This window comes from Aminobacter sp. MDW-2, from assembly GCF_014250155.1.
GTDB classification, from domain to species: Bacteria; Pseudomonadota; Alphaproteobacteria; order Rhizobiales; family Rhizobiaceae; genus Aminobacter; species Aminobacter ciceronei.
This window is the reverse complement of record NZ_CP060197.1, coordinates 3336284-3359181: the sequence shown is the minus strand read 5'-3', so window position 1 is coordinate 3359181 and position 22898 is coordinate 3336284. Positions and strand designations below refer to the sequence as shown.

At 62.1% G+C, this 22898-nt stretch carries 20 protein-coding genes, 1 tRNA gene and 1 other annotated feature; of the genes, 13 read left to right on the top strand and 8 right to left on the bottom strand.

All coding sequences use genetic code 11. From position 1 onward, the window contains the following. Nucleotides 1-12: 12 nt before the first annotated feature. Complete coding sequence (locus H5P29_RS16435; RefSeq protein WP_067966410.1) at nucleotides 13-507, bottom strand: flavin reductase family protein; 495 nt, start codon at nucleotides 505-507, stop codon at nucleotides 13-15. A gap of 153 nt (nucleotides 508-660) precedes the next feature. Between H5P29_RS16435 and H5P29_RS16430 the strand changes: the two genes are divergently transcribed. From H5P29_RS16430 to H5P29_RS16405, 6 genes are all read left to right on the top strand, one after another. Further along, a complete protein-coding gene (locus tag H5P29_RS16430; protein WP_154383979.1) occupies nucleotides 661-1734 on the top strand; it encodes a branched-chain amino acid ABC transporter substrate-binding protein in 1074 nt (357 codons plus the stop codon). Then, on the top strand, nucleotides 1734-2756 hold the full coding sequence (locus H5P29_RS16425; protein ID WP_154383978.1) for a P1 family peptidase: 1023 nt from the start codon (nucleotides 1734-1736) through the stop codon (nucleotides 2754-2756). The genes H5P29_RS16430 and H5P29_RS16425 overlap by 1 nt, the downstream gene beginning before the upstream one ends. A gap of 76 nt (nucleotides 2757-2832) precedes the next feature. Then, nucleotides 2833-3555, top strand: a complete 723-nt coding sequence (locus H5P29_RS16420) for a DUF2259 domain-containing protein (protein ID WP_154383977.1) — start codon at nucleotides 2833-2835, stop codon at nucleotides 3553-3555. Nucleotides 3556-3602: 47 nt separating this feature from the next. Then, entirely contained in the window at nucleotides 3603-4097 is a 495-nt protein-coding gene (locus H5P29_RS16415; RefSeq protein WP_154383976.1) for a hypothetical protein, read from the top strand. Between the two features lie 60 nt (nucleotides 4098-4157). Beyond that, nucleotides 4158-5459 (top strand): adenylosuccinate lyase, encoded by a 1302-nt coding sequence (gene purB / locus H5P29_RS16410; RefSeq protein ID WP_067961313.1) that lies wholly within the window; start codon nucleotides 4158-4160, stop codon nucleotides 5457-5459. A gap of 124 nt (nucleotides 5460-5583) precedes the next feature. Beyond that, nucleotides 5584-5639, top strand: a sequence feature (sul1 is cis-regulatory element that is thought to sense ions involved in sulfur or methionine metabolism; They are found in Alphaproteobacteria). A gap of 65 nt (nucleotides 5640-5704) precedes the next feature. After that, nucleotides 5705-7189 (top strand): SulP family inorganic anion transporter, encoded by a 1485-nt coding sequence (locus tag H5P29_RS16405; RefSeq protein WP_154383975.1) that lies wholly within the window; start codon nucleotides 5705-5707, stop codon nucleotides 7187-7189. A gap of 58 nt (nucleotides 7190-7247) precedes the next feature. Here the strand turns inward: H5P29_RS16405 and H5P29_RS16400 are convergent, their stop codons facing one another. Next, a complete protein-coding gene (locus tag H5P29_RS16400) occupies nucleotides 7248-7538 on the bottom strand; it encodes a putative quinol monooxygenase (protein ID WP_067961308.1) in 291 nt (96 codons plus the stop codon). A gap of 99 nt (nucleotides 7539-7637) precedes the next feature. Further along, nucleotides 7638-8540, bottom strand: coding sequence for a VOC family protein (locus H5P29_RS16395; protein ID WP_371818567.1), 903 nt, complete (start codon nucleotides 8538-8540; stop codon nucleotides 7638-7640). A 533-nt stretch (nucleotides 8541-9073) separates the two neighbouring features. Here H5P29_RS16395 and H5P29_RS16390 point away from each other — a divergent pair. Then, nucleotides 9074-10144: a GGDEF domain-containing protein gene (locus tag H5P29_RS16390; RefSeq protein WP_067961304.1), complete on the top strand. Its 1071-nt coding sequence runs from the start codon at nucleotides 9074-9076 to the stop codon at nucleotides 10142-10144. A 79-nt stretch (nucleotides 10145-10223) separates the two neighbouring features. On the opposite strand, the gene H5P29_RS16385 is transcribed toward H5P29_RS16390, so the two are convergent. From H5P29_RS16385 to rpiA, 4 genes are all read right to left on the bottom strand, one after another. Beyond that, complete coding sequence (locus H5P29_RS16385) at nucleotides 10224-11597, bottom strand: class II 3-deoxy-7-phosphoheptulonate synthase (RefSeq protein ID WP_067961301.1); 1374 nt, start codon at nucleotides 11595-11597, stop codon at nucleotides 10224-10226. A gap of 157 nt (nucleotides 11598-11754) precedes the next feature. Continuing rightward, nucleotides 11755-13149 carry a glutathione-disulfide reductase gene (gor, locus tag H5P29_RS16380; protein ID WP_154383973.1) on the bottom strand — a complete coding sequence of 465 codons (1395 nt, stop codon included), beginning with the start codon at nucleotides 13147-13149 and terminating at the stop codon, nucleotides 11755-11757. Between the two features lie 177 nt (nucleotides 13150-13326). After that, nucleotides 13327-13884 (bottom strand): DUF2059 domain-containing protein, encoded by a 558-nt coding sequence (locus H5P29_RS16375; RefSeq protein WP_154383972.1) that lies wholly within the window; start codon nucleotides 13882-13884, stop codon nucleotides 13327-13329. 18 nt (nucleotides 13885-13902) lie between these two features. Beyond that, complete coding sequence (gene rpiA / locus H5P29_RS16370; RefSeq protein ID WP_067961292.1) at nucleotides 13903-14601, bottom strand: ribose-5-phosphate isomerase RpiA; 699 nt, start codon at nucleotides 14599-14601, stop codon at nucleotides 13903-13905. Nucleotides 14602-14746: 145 nt separating this feature from the next. Between rpiA and H5P29_RS16365 the strand changes: the two genes are divergently transcribed. From H5P29_RS16365 to H5P29_RS16350, 4 genes are all read left to right on the top strand, one after another. Beyond that, nucleotides 14747-15430 (top strand): phosphoglycolate phosphatase, encoded by a 684-nt coding sequence (locus tag H5P29_RS16365; RefSeq protein ID WP_154383971.1) that lies wholly within the window; start codon nucleotides 14747-14749, stop codon nucleotides 15428-15430. Between the two features lie 67 nt (nucleotides 15431-15497). Further along, nucleotides 15498-15572 (top strand) — tRNA-Val (locus H5P29_RS16360). 1126 nt (nucleotides 15573-16698) lie between these two features. After that, nucleotides 16699-18594, top strand: a complete 1896-nt coding sequence (locus H5P29_RS16355; RefSeq protein WP_154383970.1) for an LTA synthase family protein — start codon at nucleotides 16699-16701, stop codon at nucleotides 18592-18594. A 47-nt stretch (nucleotides 18595-18641) separates the two neighbouring features. Next, nucleotides 18642-19451 carry a glycosyltransferase family 25 protein gene (locus H5P29_RS16350; RefSeq protein ID WP_067961282.1) on the top strand — a complete coding sequence of 270 codons (810 nt, stop codon included), beginning with the start codon at nucleotides 18642-18644 and terminating at the stop codon, nucleotides 19449-19451. Between the two features lie 33 nt (nucleotides 19452-19484). Here the strand turns inward: H5P29_RS16350 and H5P29_RS16345 are convergent, their stop codons facing one another. Further along, nucleotides 19485-21350 (bottom strand): murein L,D-transpeptidase, encoded by a 1866-nt coding sequence (locus H5P29_RS16345; RefSeq protein ID WP_067966408.1) that lies wholly within the window; start codon nucleotides 21348-21350, stop codon nucleotides 19485-19487. 276 nt (nucleotides 21351-21626) lie between these two features. Here H5P29_RS16345 and H5P29_RS16340 point away from each other — a divergent pair, with 276 nt between their 5' ends. After that, on the top strand, nucleotides 21627-22022 hold the full coding sequence (locus H5P29_RS16340) for a rhodanese-like domain-containing protein (protein ID WP_067961277.1): 396 nt from the start codon (nucleotides 21627-21629) through the stop codon (nucleotides 22020-22022). A gap of 70 nt (nucleotides 22023-22092) precedes the next feature. Beyond that, nucleotides 22093-22896, top strand: a complete 804-nt coding sequence (locus H5P29_RS16335; RefSeq protein ID WP_154383969.1) for a MerR family transcriptional regulator — start codon at nucleotides 22093-22095, stop codon at nucleotides 22894-22896. Nucleotides 22897-22898: the final 2 nt, after the last annotated feature.

Sequence of the window (22898 nt, the reverse complement as noted above, 5' to 3'; positions counted from 1 at the left end):
CGGAGAGGCGGTCTACAGCACGTGATAGCTGCGGCCGTGATAGATCAGCGGGCGAAGGTTATCGCCGATGCGCAGGCCTGTCACCTTGCCAAACATGACACGATGGGTGGCCAGTTCCTTGGCGTCGACGAGCTCGCAGTCGAACACGGCAACGGCGCCGATCAGGGCCGGCGCGCCTGATGCCAGCACCTCCCACTCGCCAAGGGCGAAGCGCTGTTCAGGCGCGAGGCCTGTGACACCTGAGAAGGCCACGGCCAGTGGCTCGTGCCTGGCGGCGAGCGTGTTGAGGGCAAAATTGCCGTTCTTGACGAACAGGTCGTTGTTGGGGTTCTCGCGGTTGACGCAGACAAGCACCATCGGCGGGTTGTCTGACACCGAGCAGGCAGCGATGACGGTGGTGCCACGTTTTCCTGCCGGACCGTCGGTGGTCACCAGATGCACCGCGCCGGCAAAATGGCTCATCGCGTCCCGGTAGGCCTGCGGCCCGACTTCAAACTTCTTCAACACCGGATTTTCCTGCAACGAGACATAACCGCTATATATGGCCGCATCGACCGGGTCACAAGCTGAGATGGCACAAGCACGTTGCGCTTGGCCGGGCCAGGCAGTAGGTCAGGTTATCAGCCTAAACTTGGCCTTGCAGAGGATTTTTCGGAGCGAATGCGAGCCGCAACGGCCATCACCACCCTGCTTTGCGCGTCGCTGGCGACGCTTGCCGCCCATGCCGAGCCGGTGAAGCTCGGGCTTGCGACACCGCTGTCGGGTCCGTCAGCGATCCTCGGCGAGCAGGTCAAATCAGGTGCCGAGCTTGCCGCGACGCGCAGCGACGCTGTTCTGGTGATCGCCGACGACGGCTGCACGGCCGAAGGCGGCGCCAAGGCAGCGCAGGTGTTCATCGACGCCAAGGTTGCGATTGCCGCAGGCTTTCTCTGCACCGAGGCCGTCGAGGCCGCTCTGCCCGTGCTCAAGGCCGCCAACATTCCTGTCATTTCGGTCGGCGTGCGCACCGACAGCCTGACCGACCTGCGTGACAAGACCGCCTGGCCGCTGTTCCGGCTGGGGCCGCGCGGCGATGGCGAGCGCAATGCGGCAGCCTCGATCCTGACGCGGCTGTGGAACGACGAGCTGTTTGCGATCATCGACGACGGCACGATCTATGGCCGCGAGCTGGCCGAAAGTTTCCGCGCCAGCGCCGAACAGGCCGGGCTGAAGCCGGTGTTCTTCGACACCTACAGACCTCAGCTCGACAACCAGGTCGCGCTGATCGGCCGACTGCGCAAGGCGGGCGCCACGCATGTCTTCGTCGGCGGCGACGGCGAGGACATCGCCGTGATGGGCCGCGACGCAGCTTCGCTCGGCGCCGACATCATTTTCGCCGGCGGCGAGACTTTGCGCGTCGCCGACCGCATCGTGCCGCCCGCCACGGGCACGTTGATGATCGCACCGCCTGAATGGTCGGATGTCGCCAAGCCGGAGGTGCGTTCGGCGTTCGAAGCGGCCAAGACGATGACCGACGGCTACACTTTGCCCGGCTACGCCGCCGTGGAAATCGCCGGCGCTGCAGCGCGGCTCGCCGCGTCGAGCGGAAAGCCTGTCGCGGAAGTGCTGGCGGGCCAGGACTTCGACAGCGCCATCGGCACCATCCGCTTCGACGCCAAGGGCGACCTTGTGGAAAGCCCGTTCCGGCTGTTTCGTTTCGACGGAACCAGCTACCTGCCTGCAGAGACCCAGTAATGCTGCCAGCCACGTTAACAGCCGGACCGTTGAACCTGATCACCGACGTCGCCGGACTGCGCGTCGGCAACGCCAGCGATGAAAAGCTGAAATCGGGCGTGACGGTGGTGATCTGCGACAGGCCTGCTACCGCAGCCTGCCAGGTGCTGGGCGGCGCGCCGGGAACGCGCGAAACCGACCTGCTCGAAGCGCACAACACCGTCGAGACGATCAACGCGGTCGCACTCTCGGGTGGCTCGGCCTTCGGTCTGGATGCCGCCTCGGGTGTGCAGGCAGCGCTGCGCGAAAAGGGCATCGGCTTTGCCATGCGCGACCAGGTGATCCCGATCGTGCCGGCGGCGATCCTGTTCGACATGCTGAATGGCGGCGACAAGGACTGGGGCCGCTATCCGCCCTATCGCGAGCTTGGCTACGAGGCGGTGCAGGCAGCGGCGCGCGAATTCGCGCTGGGCACGGCAGGTGCCGGTACCGGCGCGCTGACCGCCGGCCTCAAGGGCGGGCTGGGCTCGGCATCGACGGTTCTGCCCAACGGTGTGACGGTCGGCGCCCTTGTCGCCGTCAACGCGACGGGGTCGGTGACAGTCGGCCGCTCCAGGCATTTCTGGGCGGCACCGTTCGAGCTGGACGGCGAGTTCGGCGGACTGGGATTCCCATCATCACTGCCTGCAGACGCTTCGCGCGTGTTCAAGAAATACGAGGAAGACAACAACGCGGCCGCCAACACCACGATTGCCGTCATCGCCACCGACGCGGTGCTGACCAAGGCTGCTGCCAAGCGGCTGGCGATCTCGGCGCATGACGGCTTCACCCGCGCAATCTGGCCGGTGCACACGCCTTTCGACGGCGACCTGGTGTTCGCGCTCGCAACCGGCGCAAGCGGCATCGAGGTCGGCCAGGCCGAGGTCGTCGACTTCTACGCTGCCGCCGCCTCGACCATGGCGCGCGCGATCGCCCGGGGCGTGCACGCTGCGACCGCCACGCGTGGCGACATCATGCAGGTGTGGACGACGCGCAAAGGATGAACCAAAACTCTTTATTGTCTGTATGTTAGCGCCGTCATTTGCAAAGCCGATTCAACTGCAGGGAGGGGCCGCTGCCATGAACGTGATGAAGCTTCTTTGCCTCGCCGCCATGTCGCTGTGCGCCGCCTCGCAGGTGGCACGGGCCGGCGACGCCGCCGAACTCAACGTGCTCGGCTTCAGCGCCGACGGCAAGGTCTTTGCCTTCGAGGAATATGGCATCCAGGACGGCTCCGGCTTTGCCTATGCCAATCGCTTCTATATCGACACCGCGTCGGACAAATTCCTGCCCGGCACGCCGGTGCGGGTTCAGATGGAAGACGAGAGTGTGGGCCTCGACGCAGCGCGCGCCGAAGCGCGCAAGCGCGGCAACACAATCGTCAAGGAGGAGGAGCTGGCCGCCAATCGCGGCCGCCTCGCCGGTTTCAACGCCGTGACCGAAACGAGTGCCGACCCGTTCAACATGACGGTCAATCCGCGCCCGGTGTTTCCGCCCATCGACAAGCAGCTCGAATTCAAGCTCGCGGAGATTTCCTTCGGCGAGATCGAGCGCTGCGCCGGCATCGGCCCGGTCAAGGGCTTCAAGCTGGTCCGCATCGGTGAAGACGGCAGGGCAGAGGTGCTGCAGGAAGACAAGGACGTGCCGCAGAGCCGTGGTTGCCCGACCGGATACCGCATCGGCGGTGTGCAGACCTTCTTCGGCGATGGCGGAACGCCCGCCTATGCCGTGCTGGTGACCGTCATCCGCCATGGCTTCGAGGGCCCGGACCACCGCTGGATCGCCGTGACGGGGCAGATGTGAGCAATACTGTTGTCGCGGGCCCGTCCCGCAGCAAGAGCCGAGGGCCGATGCGCATACGCCACCGACTGGGCCAGGCGCTGCCGTCGCTGCGGGTTGCCATTCTCGGCGCAGCCCTGTGGGGCTTTGCGATGGGCGCCAGCGCCTTCCTGACGCTTCTGCTCGACCATTGGGAAACGCCGGTGCGCGTCCGTGCGGTCGTGCTGCTGTTCGCGCTCGGCGGCGCGATCGCCTTCCCCATCGGCTGGACCTTGGCGCGCCTTTTGTCATGCCACCGCGGCCGCGAGACCGCTTTCGCGGCGGCATTCGTGTCGTTCGAGGTGGTGACGATCGGCTTGACCGCCCTGCTCTATGCGCTGCAGTACCGGAGCTATTATGCAGAGTGGCATGCCGCCCCCTTCACCATCACCTGGGCATTCCAGTTCGTCTTCACCGGGCTCGTCGCGCTCTATCAATTCGCTGTTCTGGGCCTGCGACTCTATTTTCCCGGCGGACTCGTCGCTCTTTTCGCCGCAGCTTCATGGTTTGCCAGCCGTTCGCGTTGAGCATTGCGCCCACCTCTGTTAGGGGAGCCGCAACGAAACCACAGCTGGACGAGCCCCGCCATGATCCCTCGCTATTCCCGGCCCGAGATGGTCGCCATCTGGTCTCCCGAAACCCGGTTCCGGATCTGGTTCGAGATCGAGGCCCATGCCTGTGACGCGTTGGCCGAAATCGGCGTCATCCCCAAGGAAGCCGCGAAGACGATCTGGGAAAAGGGCGGTGCCGCCACCTTCGACGTCGAGCGCATCGACGAGATCGAACGCGTCACCAAGCATGACGTCATCGCCTTCCTGACGCATCTCGCCGAATTCGTCGGCCCGGATTCGCGTTTCATCCACCAGGGCATGACCTCGTCCGACGTGCTCGACACCTGCCTCAGCGTGCAGCTGGTGCGCGCCACCGACATGCTGCTCGCCGACCTCGACGCGCTTTTGGCCGCTCTCAAGCGCCGCGCCTTCGAGCACAAGGACACCGTCACCATCGGCCGCAGCCATGGCATCCATGCCGAGCCGACAACCTTCGGCGTCAAGCTGGCGCTGGCCTTCGCCGAGTTCACCCGCTGCCGCGAGCGCCTGGTGCATGCCCGCGAGGACATCGCCACCTGCGCCATCTCGGGCGCGGTCGGCACCTTCGCCAACATCGATCCGCGCGTCGAGGAGCATGTCGCCGCCAAGCTCGGCCTGAAGCCGGAGCCGGTGTCGACGCAAGTCATCCCGCGTGATCGCCACGCCATGTTCTTTGCCACGCTGGGCGTCATCGCCTCGTCGATCGAGCGCCTGGCCACCGAAATCCGCCATCTGCAGCGCACCGAGGTGCTGGAAGCGGAAGAGTATTTCTCGCCGGGCCAGAAGGGCTCGTCGGCAATGCCGCACAAGCGCAACCCTGTCTTGACCGAGAACCTGACCGGCCTCGCCCGCATGGTCCGCTCCTATGCCGCGCCGGCAATGGAGAACGTGGCGCTCTGGCACGAGCGCGACATCTCGCACTCGTCGGTCGAACGCATGATCGGCCCGGATGCCACCGTCACGCTCGACTTCGCGCTGGCGCGCCTGACCAACGTCATCGACAAGCTCGTCGTCTATCCCGACAACATGCTGAAGAACATGAACAAGTTCCGCGGCCTGGTGCACTCGCAGCGCGTGCTCTTGGCCCTTACCCAGGCCGGCGTTTCCCGTGAGGACGCCTACCGTCTGGTCCAGCGCAACGCCATGAAGGTGTGGGAAGAAGGCAAGGACTTCCTCGAGGAACTGCTCGCCGACAAGGAAGTGACCGCTGCCTTGCCGGAAGCGGAGATCCGTGAAAAGTTCGACCTCGGCTATCACACCAAGCACGTCGACACGATCTTCAGCCGCGTCTTCGTCTGAGCTATTCGACCATCGACGCAAATAAAGTCCTTGCGCGCATCACCGCAAGGACTTGCATCCGTCCCGTCGCGAACGATTTGAGACGTTGATTTCTGCACCGGAACTGTGCAGAAGGCACCCAGTCATCGGACCCGGTGCAATTCCGGGTGGCTCTTCCGGCCGCCGATCCGCCGGACAATCCAGTCAATGCAATCTGATTGCTCGCCAGCAGGCGAGCTTACCATTGCCATGTCCTCTGCAACACAATGACCATCCTTGACAATTTTCGCCGCGATTGGCTTTCCAACGTCCGCAATGACATTCTGGCTGGCATAGTCGTCGCCCTTGCGCTGATACCCGAGGCAATCGGCTTTTCAATCATTGCCGGCGTCGACCCCAAGATCGGCCTGTACGCCTCATTCTCAATCGCAGTGGTCATTTCTATTGCCGGCGGCCGTCCAGGCATGATTTCGGCTGCCACGGCCGCGACGGCCGTCTTGATGGTCACGTTGGTGCGCGAGCACGGTCTGCAATACCTGTTGGCCGCGACCATCCTAGCCGGAATCATTCAGGTCGTCGGCGGATTCGCCCGGATCGGCTATGTGATGCGGTTCGTTTCGCGTTCGGTGATGACGGGCTTCGTCAATGCCCTTGCCATCCTGATCTTCATGGCGCAACTGCCCGAACTGATAGGCATGTCGTGGCAGACCTACGCTATGATTGCCGGCGGCCTCGCCATCATCTACCTGTTCCCCCGCCTTACCAAGTCGATCCCCTCGCCGCTGGTTTGCATCATCGTTCTCACCGCGGCAGCGATTGCGCTCGACATCGATGTTCGGACGGTAGGCGATCTTGGTGCTTTGCCCAACAGCCTGCCAGAGTTCCTCATCCCCAACGTGCCCTTCACCATGGAAACGTTCTGGATCATCTTGCCTTATTCGATAAGCGTCGCTGCCGTTGGCCTGCTCGAAAGCTTACTGACAGCATCTATAGTCGACCAAATGACCGACACGCGCAGTGACAAGAACAGGGAGGCCGTCGGGCAAGGAGTCGCAAATTTCGTCACCGGCTTCCTTGGAGGCATGGCGGGTTGCGCGATGATCGGCCAGTCGGTGATCAATGTGAAGTCCGGCGGCCGGGGCCGTCTCTCCTGCTTCGTGGCCGGATCGCTGCTACTTTTCCTGATCCTTGTGTTGGACGATTTCGTGCGCATCATCCCCATGCCTGCACTCGTGGCGGTCATGATCATGGTATCGATCGGGACATTCAGCTGGTCATCGCTCCACGACCTGCGCAAGCATCCGCGCCGTTCCAGCATCGTCATGCTGGCTACCGTGGTCGTGGTCGTGGGCACGCACAACCTCGCATTGGGAGTTGGAGTAGGCGTGCTATTGTCGGGCATCTTCTTTGCGTGGAAGGTATCCCAGATTTTCCGCGTCACCTCATCCCTGACCGCCGACGGCAAGGAACGAACCTACAGGGTCGAAGGCCAGCTGTTTTTTGCTTCCTCCGACGATTTCCTCGACTCTTTCGATTTCAGGGAACAATTGGAACGCGTTCGCATCGACGTCAGCATGGCCCATATTTGGGATCTGACAGGCGTCGGCGCCGTGGACAGGGCAGTGCTCAAGTTTAGGCGCGAGGGCACTGAAGTCGAGGTCATGGGCCTTAACGAGGCAAGTGCCACGATCATGGACAAACTTGCTGTACACGACCAGCCTTATGCGATGGAGCGTATGCTGGGTCACTAGCAGGCGTGCCGCCTGGATTGCGCCTGCCTGATGGTTGTGCCAACGCGTTCGCCGGTTATCAACCCGCGAACGCATCCATCAGGATGAAGGTCGCGTCCTGTCGCTGATGCTTGTTGATCAGCGGCACCAGCCGCGTGAAATGCTCGGACGCGCAGTGGATATCGAGCGCCGCGCGATCGGGCCACAACTCGATGAACACGAAATGCCCCGGATCGTTCTGGTCGACGAACAGGTCATAGGACAGGCAGAGTGGCTCCTGCCGCGTCGTCTCCACCAGTTCGGCATAGAGCGGCCGCACGATCTCGACGAACTCAGGCCTGATGAAATCCTGAGCGATGACTTTCAGCATATTTGTCCCGGTCCTGCATGTTCATTGGCCGAACCGCCGGTCTGGCGGTTCGGCCATTGGCTTAGCACAGGCTCCGGCCAGTTGCTGTCAGGAGGAAAGTCAGCCCGGCTGGCCAGGCACAGCGCGGATGACCGTGCCCCAGGGGTCTTCGTAGGTCGAAGCGGCCTTGGCGTCGGCCGAGCGCATCTCGACCCAGGCAAGGCCGGTCAGCGAGGCGTCGCGCCTGCCGGCACCCGGGCTCTGCCAGGAATTGGCGCCGATATGGTGGTGATAGCCGCCCGAGGACAGGAAGACAGCGCTGTTGCCGTATTCCGCGACCGTGTCGAAGCCGAACTGGCTGTGCCACCAGCGGGCCGCCGCAGCGGGATCACCGACGCGCAGGTGGACATGGCCGACAATGCTGTTTTCAGGCGCGCCCTGCCAGCCGGCGTCGCCGTCGGGCACTTCTGATACGATCGAGCCGATGTCGAGCTGCCTGGTCGCCATCTCGACCTGCGCGCCATTCCACTTCCAGCCATCATGCGCGCGGTCGGAATAAATCTCGATGCCGTTGCCTTCCGGGTCGGTGAGATAGAGCGCCTCGCTGACCAGATGGTCGGAAGCGCCGTCGACCGGAATGCGCCTGTCGATGGCATGCTTGATCCAGCGGCCGAGATCGGCCCGGCTTGGCAAAAGGAATGCGGTGTGGAACAGGCCGGCACTACGCGGATCGTCTGGCTTCGCTGCCTGGTCGGCCTCGATGTCGAGCAGCGCGCGGCTGCCGGCGCCGAGCGTGATCGTCTCGCCGTCGCGCTTGAGTTCCTGCAGGCCGACGACGTCGCGATAGAAACTGGCCAGCGCATTGGCATCTCGGGCCTTGAGGCCGACGCGGGAAACGCTGATCGGGGTCGTCGCGGCAAAGGGAATGTTGCTCATCCTTGGCTCCGTGTGGCCGACCCGCACTCCCGCACCCAATGCGAGAAGTGCCGCGCTGCCAACCAGTTTGCGTCGTGTCAGTTCCAAAATCCACTCTCCGGCCAACACGGCTGTTTTTCTCCAGCCATAGATCGTCCGCGCGCATCGTTCACACAAGTAAGCAAAGACCGAACACGTCGTTCAACGATTCGATATCAATCTAAGACAGTAGATGACCTCGCGCAGCGCGCCTTTGGCCGTGAAGCGCACCGCCCCACACAAACATGAGCCCTTGTGCAGATTATCCATTGCATACTCCTCCAATTGACCGACAGCCATATTGATCTTGACCGGGGCACAGGACATGAATGTTTGCGACATGATCGATGCTGGCCAATGTTGCGGCCTCGTCTGGCACAGTGGGAATTACACCCTCTGGTAGAAAAATACCGGCAACAAGGCTGGAAATTAAGGAAACCTTAGCCAGCCTAAATTAGAGCTGATTACAAGTGATGGGCGCAGAGGGGACCTGCGCCGCCGCAAGCATTTTATCTCACGCCGCTCGCGCCCCCGTCCGATTGCACGTCAGCCTTCCGGCTGGCCATGCAGACGGCCGTCTGGCCAACTGAAACGGGACATACATGCAGTCTGCAGCCGCCCCGACAGAACGAGGCAACGATATTGCGAGTACTGTCGTGGCGACGATGAGCCAGATGGGCGTCATTGGACTGCCGCGCAATTACGAGATCTTCTACGAAGCGCTGACCGGCACCAACGCGGCCCTCAGCCTGGAGGTCATCGCACTCGGCAATCGTCCGACACAGGAGCAACTCGACCTTATCGGCCAGAAGTTCTTTGCCCAAAACCATGGGCAAGGCATCGTCGAACATGCCCGCGAAATCCTGGCGCGAGAGCTGGAAGGCGTCGCCAACCTGCTGCGCAACGAGCAGACGCATCTGGAGCGTTATGGCAAGGTTCTCGATGAGACGTCGAGCGGCTTGAACAGCCGTACCGCCATGTCGCAGGAACTGCTGCAGAAAATCGTCGGCGTGATGGCGGTTGCCACCGCCTCGAAGATCGATCACGGCAAGCACGTGGCAACCGCGCTGAGCGACAAGTCGAGCGAACTCGAAAGCGTCAAGTCGAAGCTCGAAGAGTACAAGAAGCTTGCCGATACCGATCCCCTCACCCACATCTGGAACCGGCGCGCCTTCGACCGGCGGATCGCCAAGATCTATAACGACAACAGGGGCGTGCTGTTCAGTGCGCTGATCCTGGCCGACATCGACCGTTTCAAGGACATCAACGACCGGCACGGCCACCCTGTGGGTGACAAGATCCTGCGGATCATCGCCAGCATCTTTCAGTCCAGCGTCCACCGCGACATGTTCGTGGCCCGGACCGGCGGTGAGGAGTTCGCACTGATCGTCGAAGGCACCACTGAGGAAGCGACGTTCGAGATCGCTGACCGCGTTCGCCTTTTGGTTGCGCAGACGCAATTCAAGGATATTCAGCCGGGCGTGAACTGCGGCCAGGTCACCGTTTCGATGGGTGTGTGCATGGCCTCGGATGCCGATAGCGCCGAGGACCTCTACGCCAAGGCCGACCGGGCACTCTACCGCTCCAAACTGATCGGCCGCAACCGCGTTACACGCTATTCGACGATCGCCGAGCGCCAGGGCAAGAACTGGATGCTGTACAAGAAGGACTGAGGCGCATCGCCATCCGTTCAAATGAAAAAGGCGCCGGTCAGACCGGCGCCTTTTCGATTCTGCAACCGCGTTTTGGCGATCAGGCGTTGACGGCTTTCTTCACTGGAGTCGGTGCGCTCTTGCGGAGCAGTTCCGACACGAGGAAAGCGAGCTCGATCGCCTGGTCGGCATTGAGGCGCGGGTCGCAATGGGTATGGTAGCGGTCCTGCAGTTCCTCGGCCGTGATGGCACGGGCGCCACCGGTGCATTCGGTAACGTTGTTTCCGGTCATCTCGACATGGATGCCGCCCGGGTGCGTGCCCTCTGAGCGGTGGATGTCGAAGAAGCTCTGCACTTCGCTCAGGATGCGGTCGAATGGACGCGTCTTGTAGCCGGCAGCGGTGATCGTGTTGCCGTGCATCGGATCGCACGACCAGACGACCTTGCGGCCTTCCTTTTCGACGGCGCGGATCAGCTTCGGCAGGTGCTCATCGACCTTGTCGTGGCCGAAGCGTGCGATCAGCGTCAGGCGGCCTGCCTCGTTCTCCGGGTTGAGCAGGTCGATCAGCTTGAGCAGGTTATCAGGCGTGATCGACGGGCCGCATTTGAGGCCGAGCGGGTTCTTCACGCCGCGGCAATACTCGACATGCGCGTGGTCGACCTGGCGCGTACGGTCGCCGATCCAGATCATGTGGCCCGAGGTGGCGTACCAATCGCCCGAGGTCGAGTCGACGCGGGTCAGCGCCTGCTCGTAGCCGAGCAGCAGGGCTTCATGGCTGGTGTAGAAGTCGGTCTCACGCAGCGCGTAGTTGGTCTCCGAGGTGATGCCGACGGCCTTCATGAAGTCCATCGTCTCGGTGATCCGGTTGGCCAGCGCTTCGTAGCGCTCGCCCTGCGGACTGTTGGAGACGAAGCCGAGCATCCACTTGTGCACGTTCTCCAGGCTGGCATAGCCGCCCTGGGCGAAGGCGCGCAGAAGATTCAGCGTCGCCGCCGACTGGCGGTAGGCCATTTCCTGGCGCGCGGGATCGGGAATGCGCGACTTCTCGTCGAAAGCCGGGCCATTGATGATGTCGCCGCGGTAGCTCGGCAGGGTCACGTCGCCCTTGGTCTCGTTGTCGGACGAACGCGGCTTGGCGAACTGGCCGGCGATGCGGCCGACCTTCACCACCGGCTGCGCGCCGGCGAAGGTCAGCACGACCGACATCTGCAGGAAGACGCGGAAGAAGTCGCGGATGTTGTCGGCACCGTGTTCGGCAAAGCTCTCGGCACAGTCGCCGCCCTGGAGCAGGAAGGCTTCGCCATTGGCAACGGCAGCAAGCTGTTTCTTCAGCTTGCGCGCCTCACCTGCAAAAACCAAGGGGGGAAAAGATGCGAGACGAGCTTCCGTTTCCACGAGCGCCGCAGCGTCCGGATAAGCCGGGACCTGCTGGATCGGCATGCTTCTCCAGGAATTCGGGGACCATTTCGTCATGTTCGCACCTAATAAAGTTCGCTAACGGGCACCTCACCCGCGCCATAACCCGCCATTGCGGGAACGCGGCTCTTTACACGATGAGGAGCCCCTAATCTACCCCGGAACACGTCCGAGATCGAACGTTTCCCTGCGGCAGGTCCGAGAGGCGACCACGTCAGTTGTCGACGCGGACGCCGTCTTTCACCAGATAGGTCGGCTTGTACATCGTCACCAGCTCTTCAGCAGCCGTCGGATGCACGGCCATGGTGCGATCGAAGTCGTCCTTGGTGAGCCCTGCCTTGAGCGTAATGCCGAGTAGCTGCGCCATCTCTCCGGCGTCGGGGCCGAGCACGTGAGCGCCCAGGACAAGCCGCGTGTCGCCGTCGACGACCAGCTTCATCAGCATCTTTTCCTGCCTGCCCGACAGCGTGTGGCGCATCGGCCGGAAGCTGGTGCGATAGATCTCCAGATGCCTGAACCGCTTGGCGGCGTCTTCCTCGGAGAGACCGACGGTGCCAATCTCGGGCTGCGAGAACACAGCTGTCGGGATGCAATCGTGGTCCGGCTCAGTCGGATTGTCCTTGAACGCCGTTTCGACGAAGCACATTGCCTCATGGATGGCGACAGGGGTCAGCTGGACGCGATTGGTGACGTCGCCGACGGCCCAGATGTTGTCGGCGCTGGTGCGCGAATACCGGTCGACGACGATCGCGCCCTGCTTGTCCATCTCAACGCCGGCGGCCTCGAGGCCGAGGTTCTCGGTGTTGGGTGTGCGGCCGATCGCGAGCAGAACCTGGTCGACGGTGAGCATCTGGCCGGTGTTCAGTGTGACGTCGAGACGGCCATCGCCGCGCTTGCTGACGCCCTGCGAAACCGAATGCAGCAAGATCTTGATGCCCTTCTGCTCCATCGTCTCGTGCAAGGTGCGGCGCAGGTCCATGTCGAAGCGGCTGAGGATTTCCTTGCCGCGATAAACCAGCGTGGTGTCGACACCGAGGCCATGGAAGATGTTGGCAAATTCGACAGCGATATAGCCGCCGCCCTCGATCATGATCGCCTTGGGCAGTTCGGGGAGGTCGAACACTTCGTTCGAATAGATGCAGTGCTCATGCCCCGGCAGTGCGGGATGCACCGCAGCCCGTCCGCCGGTTGCGATCAGGATCTGATCGGCAGTGACGGTGCGGTTTTCATCGACGATCCGGATCGTGTGGCTGTCGACCAGTTCGGCACGCGAATGGATCGTCTCGCCGCCGGAACCTTCGACATTGCGCTTGTAGATCGCCTCGAGCCGCGAAATCTCGCGCTCCTTGTTGGCTACAAGCGCCTTCCAGTCGAACTTGGCCTCGCCGACCGTCCAGCCGTAACCGGCAGCATCTTCGAAATGCTCGGGAAACTGCGAGGCGTAGACATAGAGCTTCTTGGGCACGCAGCCCCTGATGACACAAGTGCCGCCGAAACGGAACTCTTCGGCAAGTGCGACGCGCTTGCCGAGAGCGGCCGCAACACGTGCCGCACGCACACCGCCCGAGCCGCCACCGATGACGAAAAGATCGTAGTCGTACTGGGCCATGGGTGTCCTTCCTGCGGGAGAGCAGTACGCCAACGACGCGCGCCGCTCTTCTAAGTCCTTGAAACTGCGCACCGCACGGGATGCGCCTGTGATGCGGTCACAGGTAGTGGCAGAGACATCAAAAGAAAAGCCCGGCGAATGCCGGGCTTTTGCATCGTGACCGATGGTCGCGGCTGATCAGTTCGCCGGTGCTGCCGGGGCTGCGGGCGCAGCACCCTCGGCCGGAGCCTTGGTGCCGATGACTGCCTTGAGCTGCTCACCCACCTGCTCGGCGAGATCGCGCGCGATGCCGTTCTGCCAGATCTCGGCAGCCTTGACCAATTCGCGCGAGGCGATCGGGCCGTTCTCGATCAGCTTCTTGCCGGCTTCCGAATTGTAGAAAGCAGCAATGTCGTTGAGGTTCTGTTCGGAGAACGACTTTGCGTAGGCGAGCGCTGATTCCTTTTCGAGATCGGCACGGCGGGCGGCCAGCGCCAGCGTCTTTTCGTCGACGGTCTGGGTGATGACTTCCTGCATATCGGGATTCTGCTGGATCAGCTGCTGCTTAAGTGCCGCGGCTGCCTGCGGCAGGATCGAATCGAAAGAGTCGGTCGCGTGGATCGAAGCGATCGCAGCATGTGCCGCCTTGAGGTGGGATTCGCTGATTTCCTGCGCCTGGGCCGAGAATGCGACGGCCGCGAATGCCGAAGCCGCCACCATGACGGAGAAGCGGCGAAGCCGGTTTATCGAAATCATGATGAATAGAACTCCTGTTTAGCGTGCCGGATGAACGGTTCTGACCCCGTCCGAGCCGGCGATGACGGCAACGGTGGCCAGCCCCAGAAAGAGACCGTGCTCCACGACGCCAGGAATGGCGTGCAGGGCATCCGAAAGCGCTCTTGTATCTGGAATGCGGCCAAAAGATGCATCGATAATGAAATGTCCACCGTCGGTTACGAAGGTCTCGCCGCCGACTTTGCGCAGCACCAAAGGCCCCGAAAGCCCGAGCTTTTCCGCAGCTTTCGCGATGGCGATCTCCGTCGCCTTGAGGCCGAACGGATTGACCTCGATCGGCAGCGGGAAGCGCCCCAGCGTGTCGACGAGCTTGGTCTGGTCGGCGATGACGACCATGCGCGTCGACGCCGCGGCCACGATCTTCTCGCGCAGCAGCGCGCCGCCGCCGCCCTTGACCAGCGTCAGCTGCGGATCGATCTCGTCGGCACCGTCGATGGTGAGGTCGAGCTCAGGCGTCTCGTCGAGCGTCGACAGCGGAACCGACAGCTCGCGGCAAAGGGTTGCGGTGCGTTCAGACGTCGGCACGCCGATGATCTGCATGCCGTCAGCTACCTTCTCGGCCAGCAGCCTGACGAACTCCTCGGCCGTCGAACCGGTACCTATGCCAAGGCGCATTCCGCTCTCGACATACCCCAAGGCGGCGCGCGCCGCCTCGATCTTCAAAGCCTTGGCATCCATGACTTGTTCGCAAAATCCTCGAATATCAGGCTTGGCTCCTAGCATTTTTGCCCGTTGGGTCAAAGGCTTTATGGCCCGGGCTTGCGTCCTGCCGGGTCCAAGGCTATCGCCTCTTGCAACGCACAACTCCACAAAAGGCGGAGCCATGTCCAAGCCGATCATCGTTTTCGACCTCGACGGGACGCTCGTCGACACCGCCCCCGACCTTTTGGACAGCCTGAATCACACGCTCGTCGCCGGCGGCCTCGCCGAAGTCGACGACCGGGCGTTCCGCCGCTTCGTCGGCCAGGGCGGCCGCATCATGATCGAGCGCGCCTACAACGCCCAGCAAAAGCAGCTGGCCAGCGTGGAGCACGACCGCTTGCACGACATCTTCCTCGATCACTACACGGTCAATATTCCGGGTCGCTCGCTGCCTTATCCCGGCGCGGTCGCCGCGATGGACCGCTTCACTGATGCCGGCTACCTGCTCGCCGTCTGCACGAACAAGTACGAAAACCTCGCCAAGGGGCTCATCCAGGCGCTCGGCCTGTCCGATCGTTTCGCCGCCATCACCGGCCCGGAAACCTTCGGCATCCGCAAGCCCGATCCGCGGCACCTTACCGAAACCATCGCCAAGGCCGGCGGCGACGCGTCCCGCGCCGTCATGGTCGGCGATTCGGTCACCGACATCGACACGGCAAAGGCCGCCGGCATTCCTGTGGTTGCCGTCGATTTCGGCTACACCGACCGTCATGTCAGCGAATATGAGCCGTCGGTGGTCATCTCGCACTACGACGAACTGACGCTTGGCATGGCCCAGAAGCTGATAGAGGCGGCAAGTCGCTAAAGCCGCCTTGACACCACTCCCACCCCTCCCCTATATCGCCGTCACGTTCGGCTCTCGGGCCTCGGACGGGCGATTAGCTCAGCGGGAGAGCACACCCTTCACACGGGTGGGGTCATAGGTTCAATCCCTATATCGCCCACCATTACCTTGGCCCCTCCGCAGCCGTCTCCAAGCAATACGCACAGTCATGCCAAACGATGCCGGAACGTGTACGATTCTGGCATCGAATTGATATGGCCCGTTCTCCTTCCGCAGATCTGTCGACGCGCAAGGAGATGTCATGAGCGAAGATTGGGAAGTGTGACCCGAGCCGCTGGCTGCAAACGTGCTGTTGGCCGAGGGCCATACGATCATCTGGCGACCGAAGGTCAAGCTTCCCTGGCGATTGCCAGCACGGCCGTCCCGCGTGTTGATCGAACATGATGTGTTCTGGCCGGCTGCAAGTGCGAGAGGGACCGCACGCGGTTACACTTACCACGTGAAGGCGGTCGATGATCAGGCGGACGATCCAGTTGAGCGTGCCGTCGAGCCTAGCCGCCGCCGCGCCTGGCGGACTGGGAGCCTGAACCAAGCTGGCGCTATGGAAAAACCGGCCCCTCTGGTTCGGGCTCAGTCGGCGTCACAGGCTTTTCCCTGACCTGCCTCTCCGGCCGATCGCTGCCTTCAGCTGGCTTTGCCGCACGCCCGCAGTTATCGCTCTTTCGATAGGTGGCAGCGCCACCCGTTTCGGTTTCGCACCGCCGCCTATCGGTCTGGCAGGCCGTCAACAGCATAAGTGACGCAAGGACGAGAATAATCTTCAGTACAGAAGACATGCATTCCTCCAGACACACAGCGAACCCTTGCCGGCACCTTAGGTACAGCAGATTACCACAAGATTATATTGTCACATAATTTTCAAATAACATCACGTAATACGCATAAGAATATTTTCCACTACATCTTTACTCCAAGTCAGAACGCCAAATCACAGTTCGATATCCGAATACATAACCGAACAACGGCAATGCCGCTCTCCCTTACACGTCCCGGATCACTGGCGACGAACACTACGCTACCTGCCCCGATCAGGAGACAAACGCAGTCTCCGGCAAGATGGGACCAGAATTCGTCGTTTCGCCGTTACGATACTCGTGTCATTTGCCGTGCGACGGTAACCAATTCAACTACCTGGACTAAACATCGAGACCGGCCAATACATTGCCACGCGCGACTCGAATAACCTGAGAGACTCTGTTTTTTGATGTGATTTTCCAGACGACCTGCAGATGAAATTTACAGATATTCTTTTGAAGCGAAGCTACGAGTTCTATTTCGTGGTTATCTACGTTTTGTATCTCGCCCTCCTGCTGATTGCCCTGCGAGAGCGGAATCCGGCATTCACCGTCGACGTCACCACAATCTTGCTGCCGGCGATCGAGCTCGCGTTCTTTTGCGTGCTGGGACTTGTTGCCTGGCATGCCCAGCGCAGCGGCTGGGTGGCCTTGCCGGCGTTGTTCGTCTCTCTCGCCGTGCCCCTGCTGGTGATGCTGATCTATCTGGTGCAGGGATTTTCCGCCTATCTGTCGGGGCACTACATCTCCGTTCTGGCGTTGGAAAACCACACTGACGGCAGCCAGTATGCGGCAAAGCCCCTGTTCTTCGTCATCGCAGCCCTTGGCTTCGGAAGCTGGATCTGCCTTTCGTTGTTCGCCCTCAAGGCGCGCAAGCAAGCGGCGCTCCACCGGCCCGGAAAGAGCTTCGTTTTCGCCGCGACACTTGCCTGCCTGCTCTTTGCCGGCATGTTCGACAGCTCTTCCTTCGCCGAAAGAACCCTCGATCTCCGTCCGGATATGGCTCCGGCCACATCTCTTGCCCGCAAATTTCGCGATCTGCGCAGGGCCCGCAACAACCTCTCTGACATGGCCGACACGCTGGATCGGCAAGGCATCAGCCTGCCGATCAACGAGCACTACCCTCTGTTGCGGGATCAGGCCTATTCCAGCCCTTTGTCGTTTGGCGCCGCACAATCGGCGTCAGACAGGCCCAACATTATCGTGGTCTTTGCCGAAGGGTTGTCTGCCCGCTTTCTGGGAACCTATGGCGGCAAGCATCAGGGATTGATGCCCAACATCGACCGCTTTGCCGCGCGTTCAATGACTGTCTACAACTACTTCAGCCACACTGCGGCAACCTATCGAGGAATCCAGGGACAGCTGGTTTCCGGATATCCGAGGAATGGCGGCGCCGAAAGCGGCGGCTGGGAAGCCGAAGGGGAAAACAACACAGCGCTGCTCACCAGCATCAACTACCGGACGATACCAGACATCCTGCTGGACCGAGGCTACAAGACGGCATTTCTGTCCTCCAGCCCGCAGGGCGCCAGTTTCAACGCCATGCTGCGATCGCTCGGCTTTGACACCGTCTACGTCGTAGAGACGCTCCCTGAACTTTTGGGTGGCAGACCCGCAGCACTCAGTTCCGGCACGTCTGACGCAGCCGACGCGGAGGTATTTTCGGGCCTGAAAGGCTTCCTGGAGAAACAAGCCTTAAGCGGCAACAAGCAGCCGTTCTTCGTTGCGACCTACAATGTCGGCACCCATGCGTTCCTGGATTCCGACAGCGCCGGCGTGACCTATGGCAGCGGTGATAACCCCGCGCTGAACAGGATGCACAATTTCGATGCACAGCTTGGAAAATTCCTGGATTACTTTCAGAGCTCGAGCTTTTCCGACAATACGATCCTGATCATCACTGCCGATCATGCGACCTATCCTGAACCCGCGGTGGTAAAGGCCCTGCAGGGGGACGACTACCAAGCCTATTTCGTCGACCGCATCCCTTTGATCATTCATCACAGCGGATTGGCTCTGCCGGTGACCTTCGACGCCGACTATCGCACGTCGGTCGACTTCGCCCCCACGCTGCTGCACTTGCTTTCGTTGCCGGACGCCAGGAACGCCTTCATGGGATTTTCGATTTTTGAGCAAGCGCCCGCGCACCATGTGCCGTTGGCCGCGATGGGAGAGGAGTATTATTACATCGGCCCGCATGGGATTTCGAAGGCGACAGGGACGACAGATGAGGATGCGAAGTACTTGGCCTATCAAAACTACGTCCGGATGTATTACTGGCTCGAAAGCCAGAACCGGGTGTTCCCGCCTGAAGAAACTGCATCGAATTGACCGGCACCGACCGTTCTGCGATCAGCAGGCGAGCGGGAAAGTATCCGATGCGGTGCTTCGTCATCAACCTTGATCGGGAGACTGGACGGCTGGCCTGGATGACCACGGCCTTCCGCCGGATGGGCCTGGGCTTCGAGCGCTTCAGCGCCATCGACAAAACCGCACTTGATGACGACATCATCAACCGGTTGGTCCTGCGCAATCATCACAATTGGTCGCCGGGCGAGGTTGCCTGCTTCATGAGCCATATCGCTGTGTGGCGACGGATTGCCGAAGGCAGCGACAGACATGCGGTCGTGCTCGAAGACGATGTCTATTTCAGCCGGGATGCCGCCGATTTTCTGAGCGACGACGCGTGGATTCCTGCAGGCGTCGACCTGATCAAGCTCGAAACGACGCTGAATCCCGTGTTGGTCGGCCGGCGCGGCGGCAAGATCAAGACACACCGCCTGCTGCCGCTGTACAGCTTCCACAACGGCGCTGCCGCCTATGCCATCTCCAGGCGCCTGGCCGCGCAATTGGTGACGCAGGCCAGCAGGATCGACCGCCCGGTGGACGATTTTCTCTTCGACATGACCAGGCACGAGACGCCCTGCTGGCAATTGTCGCCCGCCATCAGCATCCAGGAAATGTTCCTGCCCGACCAGGCGATCACGCTGCCGAGCGACCTCGAGCCGGAACGGTTGGCGACACCGCGTCTGCCGCGACCGAAAGTGCGGCTGACGCGATCCGAAAAGGCAATCCGCGAAATCCGGCGGCTGTTGTGGAGGATCCTGCACTTTCCCCGCCGCGCCATCATTCCGATGGGCGCGCAGGACCGGCAATCCGGACGCCTGGCTGAACAGATGCTCGGCTGACCCGGACCTTGTCCTGAGCCTGCATGCAGCAGATCAGATGCTCGGTGCCCTCGCCGCATCTGTACGAGCCATGGCGTCCTTGAGCCTGGCGTCGCGATCATAGACGTCGCCGAAATACTCGACCTTGCCGTCGAGATCAGGCCAGGCGGTGAAATAGGCGACGTACACCGGGATCTTGCGGGTCACTTTCTCGAAGGAATGGCCCTGCTTCAGCTTGGCCGCGATGTGATCTACGTCGGTGCCAAGCACTGCGGCGGCCATGCCGCGCGGATCGGCCAGGCGGATGCAGCCATGGCTGAAGGCGCGGTTGTCGCGGTCGAACAGCGCCTTTTGCGGGGTGTCGTGCATGTAGATGGCGTGCTTGTTGGGGAACAGAATCTTGAGCTCGCCCAGCGCATTGGCCTCGCTCGGCGCCTGGCGCACGCTGTAGGGCACCTTCGAGCCATACTGGCCCCAATTGATCGCCGACGACGGAATGCGCTGGCCGCGCGAATCGGTGACTTCGTAACCGGCGCGGTCGAGATAGCTGGGATCGTTGCGCAGGCGCGGCAGCATCTCGTTGACGATGATCGACTGCGGCACGCCCCAATACGGGTTGTAGTCGACCTGCTCGATTTCGTCCTGGAAGAAGCTGGTCTGGTTGCTGGTCTTGCCGATCACCGTCCGCATCTTGAGCTTTTCCGTGCCGCCGTCGATGTAGCTCGCGGTATAGGCCGGCTGGTTAATGAAGACGCGTGGGCTGCCGAGCTCGGATGGCAGCCAGCGCAGCTGTTCGAGCGCGACGACGACCTTGTCGAGGCGATCTGCCTTCGACGTGCCGGCAAGGGTTGCCACCGTGCGCGGGCCGACGACGCCGTCGGCCTTGAGCCCGGCACGCTTCTGCACCGCCTCGATGACCGGCACCAGTTCGGGTGTATAGATTTCGCTGCTGCCGAGCCTGGCCAGCGTTTCGCCGAATTCGCCACCCATCTCGTCGTCGAGGTCGCGGGCGATGAGATGCAGCAGCTTGGGCAGCTCCGGGCTGGTCTCGCCGGGCTTCAGCAAAAGCTTGGCATCAACGACGATGTCGTTTTCCTCGCTCGCCTTGAGCGCCTCGAGTTCGACGCGCAACGCCTTGTATTCGGGATTCTGCGGATGGAATGCCTCAAGCAAGGCCCGCGCGTCATTCGATTGGCTGAGGCTCTTCAGCACGCCGGCCATGTCGAGCGGCTTGGCGGCGAAATCATAGTAGCCGGAGATGCGGTTCGGATCGATGCGGCCGCCTTGTGCATCATGCACGTAGCGCAACACGCGTGCCGACATCGCCATCTCGAAACGGATGAGCGTCTTCATCCGGCCGACGGTGTCGTCAAGCGCATAGGCTGCCGGGGGCACGGAGACCGCATAGTCGGCCGGCATCAGCCCGTGGCTGGCGGCGTCGCTCAACGTCCTGATCGCCTCTTCGGCGCGGCTGTTGGCGGTCTGGCCGGTGACCCAGATGAAATCGGGATTGGCCGTATAGTAGTCGAGCAGCCCTTTGGCGATGTCCTTTTCGGCAACAAGGTCGAAGGCATCGAGCCCGGCCAGCGCCTCGCGGAACGCCGTACCGGCAAGCGACGGCTCCAGCGAAACCGACTGCGTGCCGGCGATCAGCTTGGCAAAGTCGACCGTCACCATCGCGTCGGTCTTGTAGGTATAATAGGACGGCGCGCTGATCTTGGCCGCCGCTACGGGTGCCCGCTTCTTCTGCACCGGAGCCGGCGGAAATTCGCCCTGCTGCTGGCGCGGGGCGCGGTTGCCACCACCGAACAGGATGTCGAAGAAGTTCTGAGCACCAGCCTGCGGCGCGCCAAGCGCCACTGTCGCAGCCAATGCAGCCAGCGGAAGCGAGATCGGCCTGCTCAGGAGAGAAAATTTCATAAAGACACCATCCCTGCCCGGAAACTGCTCTGGAATCGCCATGCGCCGGTGGAAGAATTCCTGTCCACAAATGGCTGATGTAAGGCGCTGCTCTCTCGATTCATACCGATAACGTTAAGCTTTCATAAATTTCCCGGCAGCTGTTGCCGAACAGTTTCACATCATCGTGAGACAAGCCGGCAGGTGGCACAATTCATCGGCGATGACAGCCTCGCCGCTTCATGCGATCACTTGGCCTTGCAAGCTGCATTTGGGCCGAATTGACGCGAGGGCAAGGTGAAGAAGGGCTACACGGAACTGCTCGACGAGGCCAATGCAGTGGTCGAGGTGGTGTCGCCCGAGGAAGCGGCAACCCTGCTCGACGACACCGAGACCATCTTCGTCGACCTGCGCGATCCGCGTGAGGTCGAGCGCGAAGGCAGGATTTCGGGCGCCCAGCATTGCCCGCGCGGCATGCTCGAATTCTGGATTGACCCCGACAGCCCCTATCACAAGCCGTTCTTTTCCAGCGGCAAGAACTTCGTCTTCTTCTGCGCCGGCGGCTGGCGCTCGGCGCTCGCCGCCAAGACCGCGCAGGAGATGGGGCTGGAGCCGGTCCGGCACATCCTTGGCGGGTTCACTGCGTGGCGCGCGGCGGGCCTGCCTATAGAGCCAGGCAACAAGAAGGGCTGACCGGCGGGCGGCGACGACAGCAAATCGCGCGCTTGACCTCGCCCCTGGGGCCAGCCCTAGACACGGCGTTATGACCGATTCCTATCTCCTCGCCGGCCGTTTCGGGGCCGCCACGCGGCTGTCGCCAAAGGCATTGCGGCTCTATGCCGAGCAAGGCCTGCTGGTGCCGGTCCACGTCGATCCGCAGACCGGCTATCGCTATTATGCCTCCGCGCAGGCGCCACGGGCGCGCCTGATCTCGCGGCTGCGCCAGCTGGGGCTGCCGATCGCCCGCGTCAGGCAGTTGCTGGAGCTCACACCGGAAGCACGCGTCGTAGAACTGCAAAGCTGGCTAAGCGCGCAGAACGACAGGCTTGCCGACCAGGCCGAACTCGTGCGCGCGCTTTCCCGGCAAGCCGAAGGCGGCGAACCGGCATTGATGGCGACGATCGGCCTGCGTGAGGTACCGGCCGCAAAGGTCGTGTCGCGACAGCGCCAGATCGGCGTCGAAGGGCTGGACGATTTCATCGCCGCAGCCGAAGCCGACATCCGGACGCATTTGCGCACCTCGGGATCGGCTTGCGACGGATTGATGAGCGTGCATTTTCACGACCTTGTCAGCCGCGACAGTGAAGGTCTCGTCGAGGTCGCCATCGCCTGCGCGGGAAAGCTCGAGCCGGCAGGCGACCTGCTCATCAGGCTGCAGCCAGCGCGGCGCGAGGTCTATCTGCCGGTTCCCAAGGCCTATGAGAATTTTCCCCGCGTCATGCACGTGTACGACGCCCTTGAAGCGTGGCTCGACGCGCGGAGCGAGCTGAGTTGCGCCGGCAGCCCCTGCGAAACCTATCCCGGAACCCAAGGCGCCCGTTTCGACGTCGCCTATCCCCTCATCTGACA

Excerpts from the sequence above, each read along its gene's own strand:
- H5P29_RS16365 (WP_154383971.1), top strand. The coding sequence starts at position 14,747 with ATGTCCAAGCCGATCATCGTTTTCGACCTCGACGGGACGCTCGTCGAC.
- H5P29_RS16400 (WP_067961308.1), bottom strand. The coding sequence starts at position 7,538 with ATGCTGAAAGTCATCGCTCAGGATTTCATCAGGCCTGAGTTCGTCGAG.
- H5P29_RS16350 (WP_067961282.1), top strand. The coding sequence starts at position 18,642 with ATGCGGTGCTTCGTCATCAACCTTGATCGGGAGACTGGACGGCTGGCC.
- H5P29_RS16335 (WP_154383969.1), top strand. The coding sequence starts at position 22,093 with ATGACCGATTCCTATCTCCTCGCCGGCCGTTTCGGGGCCGCCACGCGG.
- H5P29_RS16385 (WP_067961301.1), bottom strand. The coding sequence starts at position 11,597 with ATGACGAAATGGTCCCCGAATTCCTGGAGAAGCATGCCGATCCAGCAG.
- H5P29_RS16415 (WP_154383976.1), top strand. The coding sequence starts at position 3,603 with ATGCGCATACGCCACCGACTGGGCCAGGCGCTGCCGTCGCTGCGGGTT.
- H5P29_RS16420 (WP_154383977.1), top strand. The coding sequence starts at position 2,833 with ATGAACGTGATGAAGCTTCTTTGCCTCGCCGCCATGTCGCTGTGCGCC.
- H5P29_RS16405 (WP_154383975.1), top strand. The coding sequence starts at position 5,705 with ATGACCATCCTTGACAATTTTCGCCGCGATTGGCTTTCCAACGTCCGC.
- H5P29_RS16345 (WP_067966408.1), bottom strand. The coding sequence starts at position 21,350 with ATGAAATTTTCTCTCCTGAGCAGGCCGATCTCGCTTCCGCTGGCTGCA.
- H5P29_RS16375 (WP_154383972.1), bottom strand. The coding sequence starts at position 13,884 with ATGATTTCGATAAACCGGCTTCGCCGCTTCTCCGTCATGGTGGCGGCT.
- purB (WP_067961313.1), top strand. The coding sequence starts at position 4,158 with ATGATCCCTCGCTATTCCCGGCCCGAGATGGTCGCCATCTGGTCTCCC.
- H5P29_RS16430 (WP_154383979.1), top strand. The coding sequence starts at position 661 with ATGCGAGCCGCAACGGCCATCACCACCCTGCTTTGCGCGTCGCTGGCG.
- H5P29_RS16390 (WP_067961304.1), top strand. The coding sequence starts at position 9,074 with ATGCAGTCTGCAGCCGCCCCGACAGAACGAGGCAACGATATTGCGAGT.
- H5P29_RS16355 (WP_154383970.1), top strand. The coding sequence starts at position 16,699 with ATGAAATTTACAGATATTCTTTTGAAGCGAAGCTACGAGTTCTATTTC.
- rpiA (WP_067961292.1), bottom strand. The coding sequence starts at position 14,601 with ATGGATGCCAAGGCTTTGAAGATCGAGGCGGCGCGCGCCGCCTTGGGG.
- H5P29_RS16425 (WP_154383978.1), top strand. The coding sequence starts at position 1,734 with ATGCTGCCAGCCACGTTAACAGCCGGACCGTTGAACCTGATCACCGAC.
- gor (WP_154383973.1), bottom strand. The coding sequence starts at position 13,149 with ATGGCCCAGTACGACTACGATCTTTTCGTCATCGGTGGCGGCTCGGGC.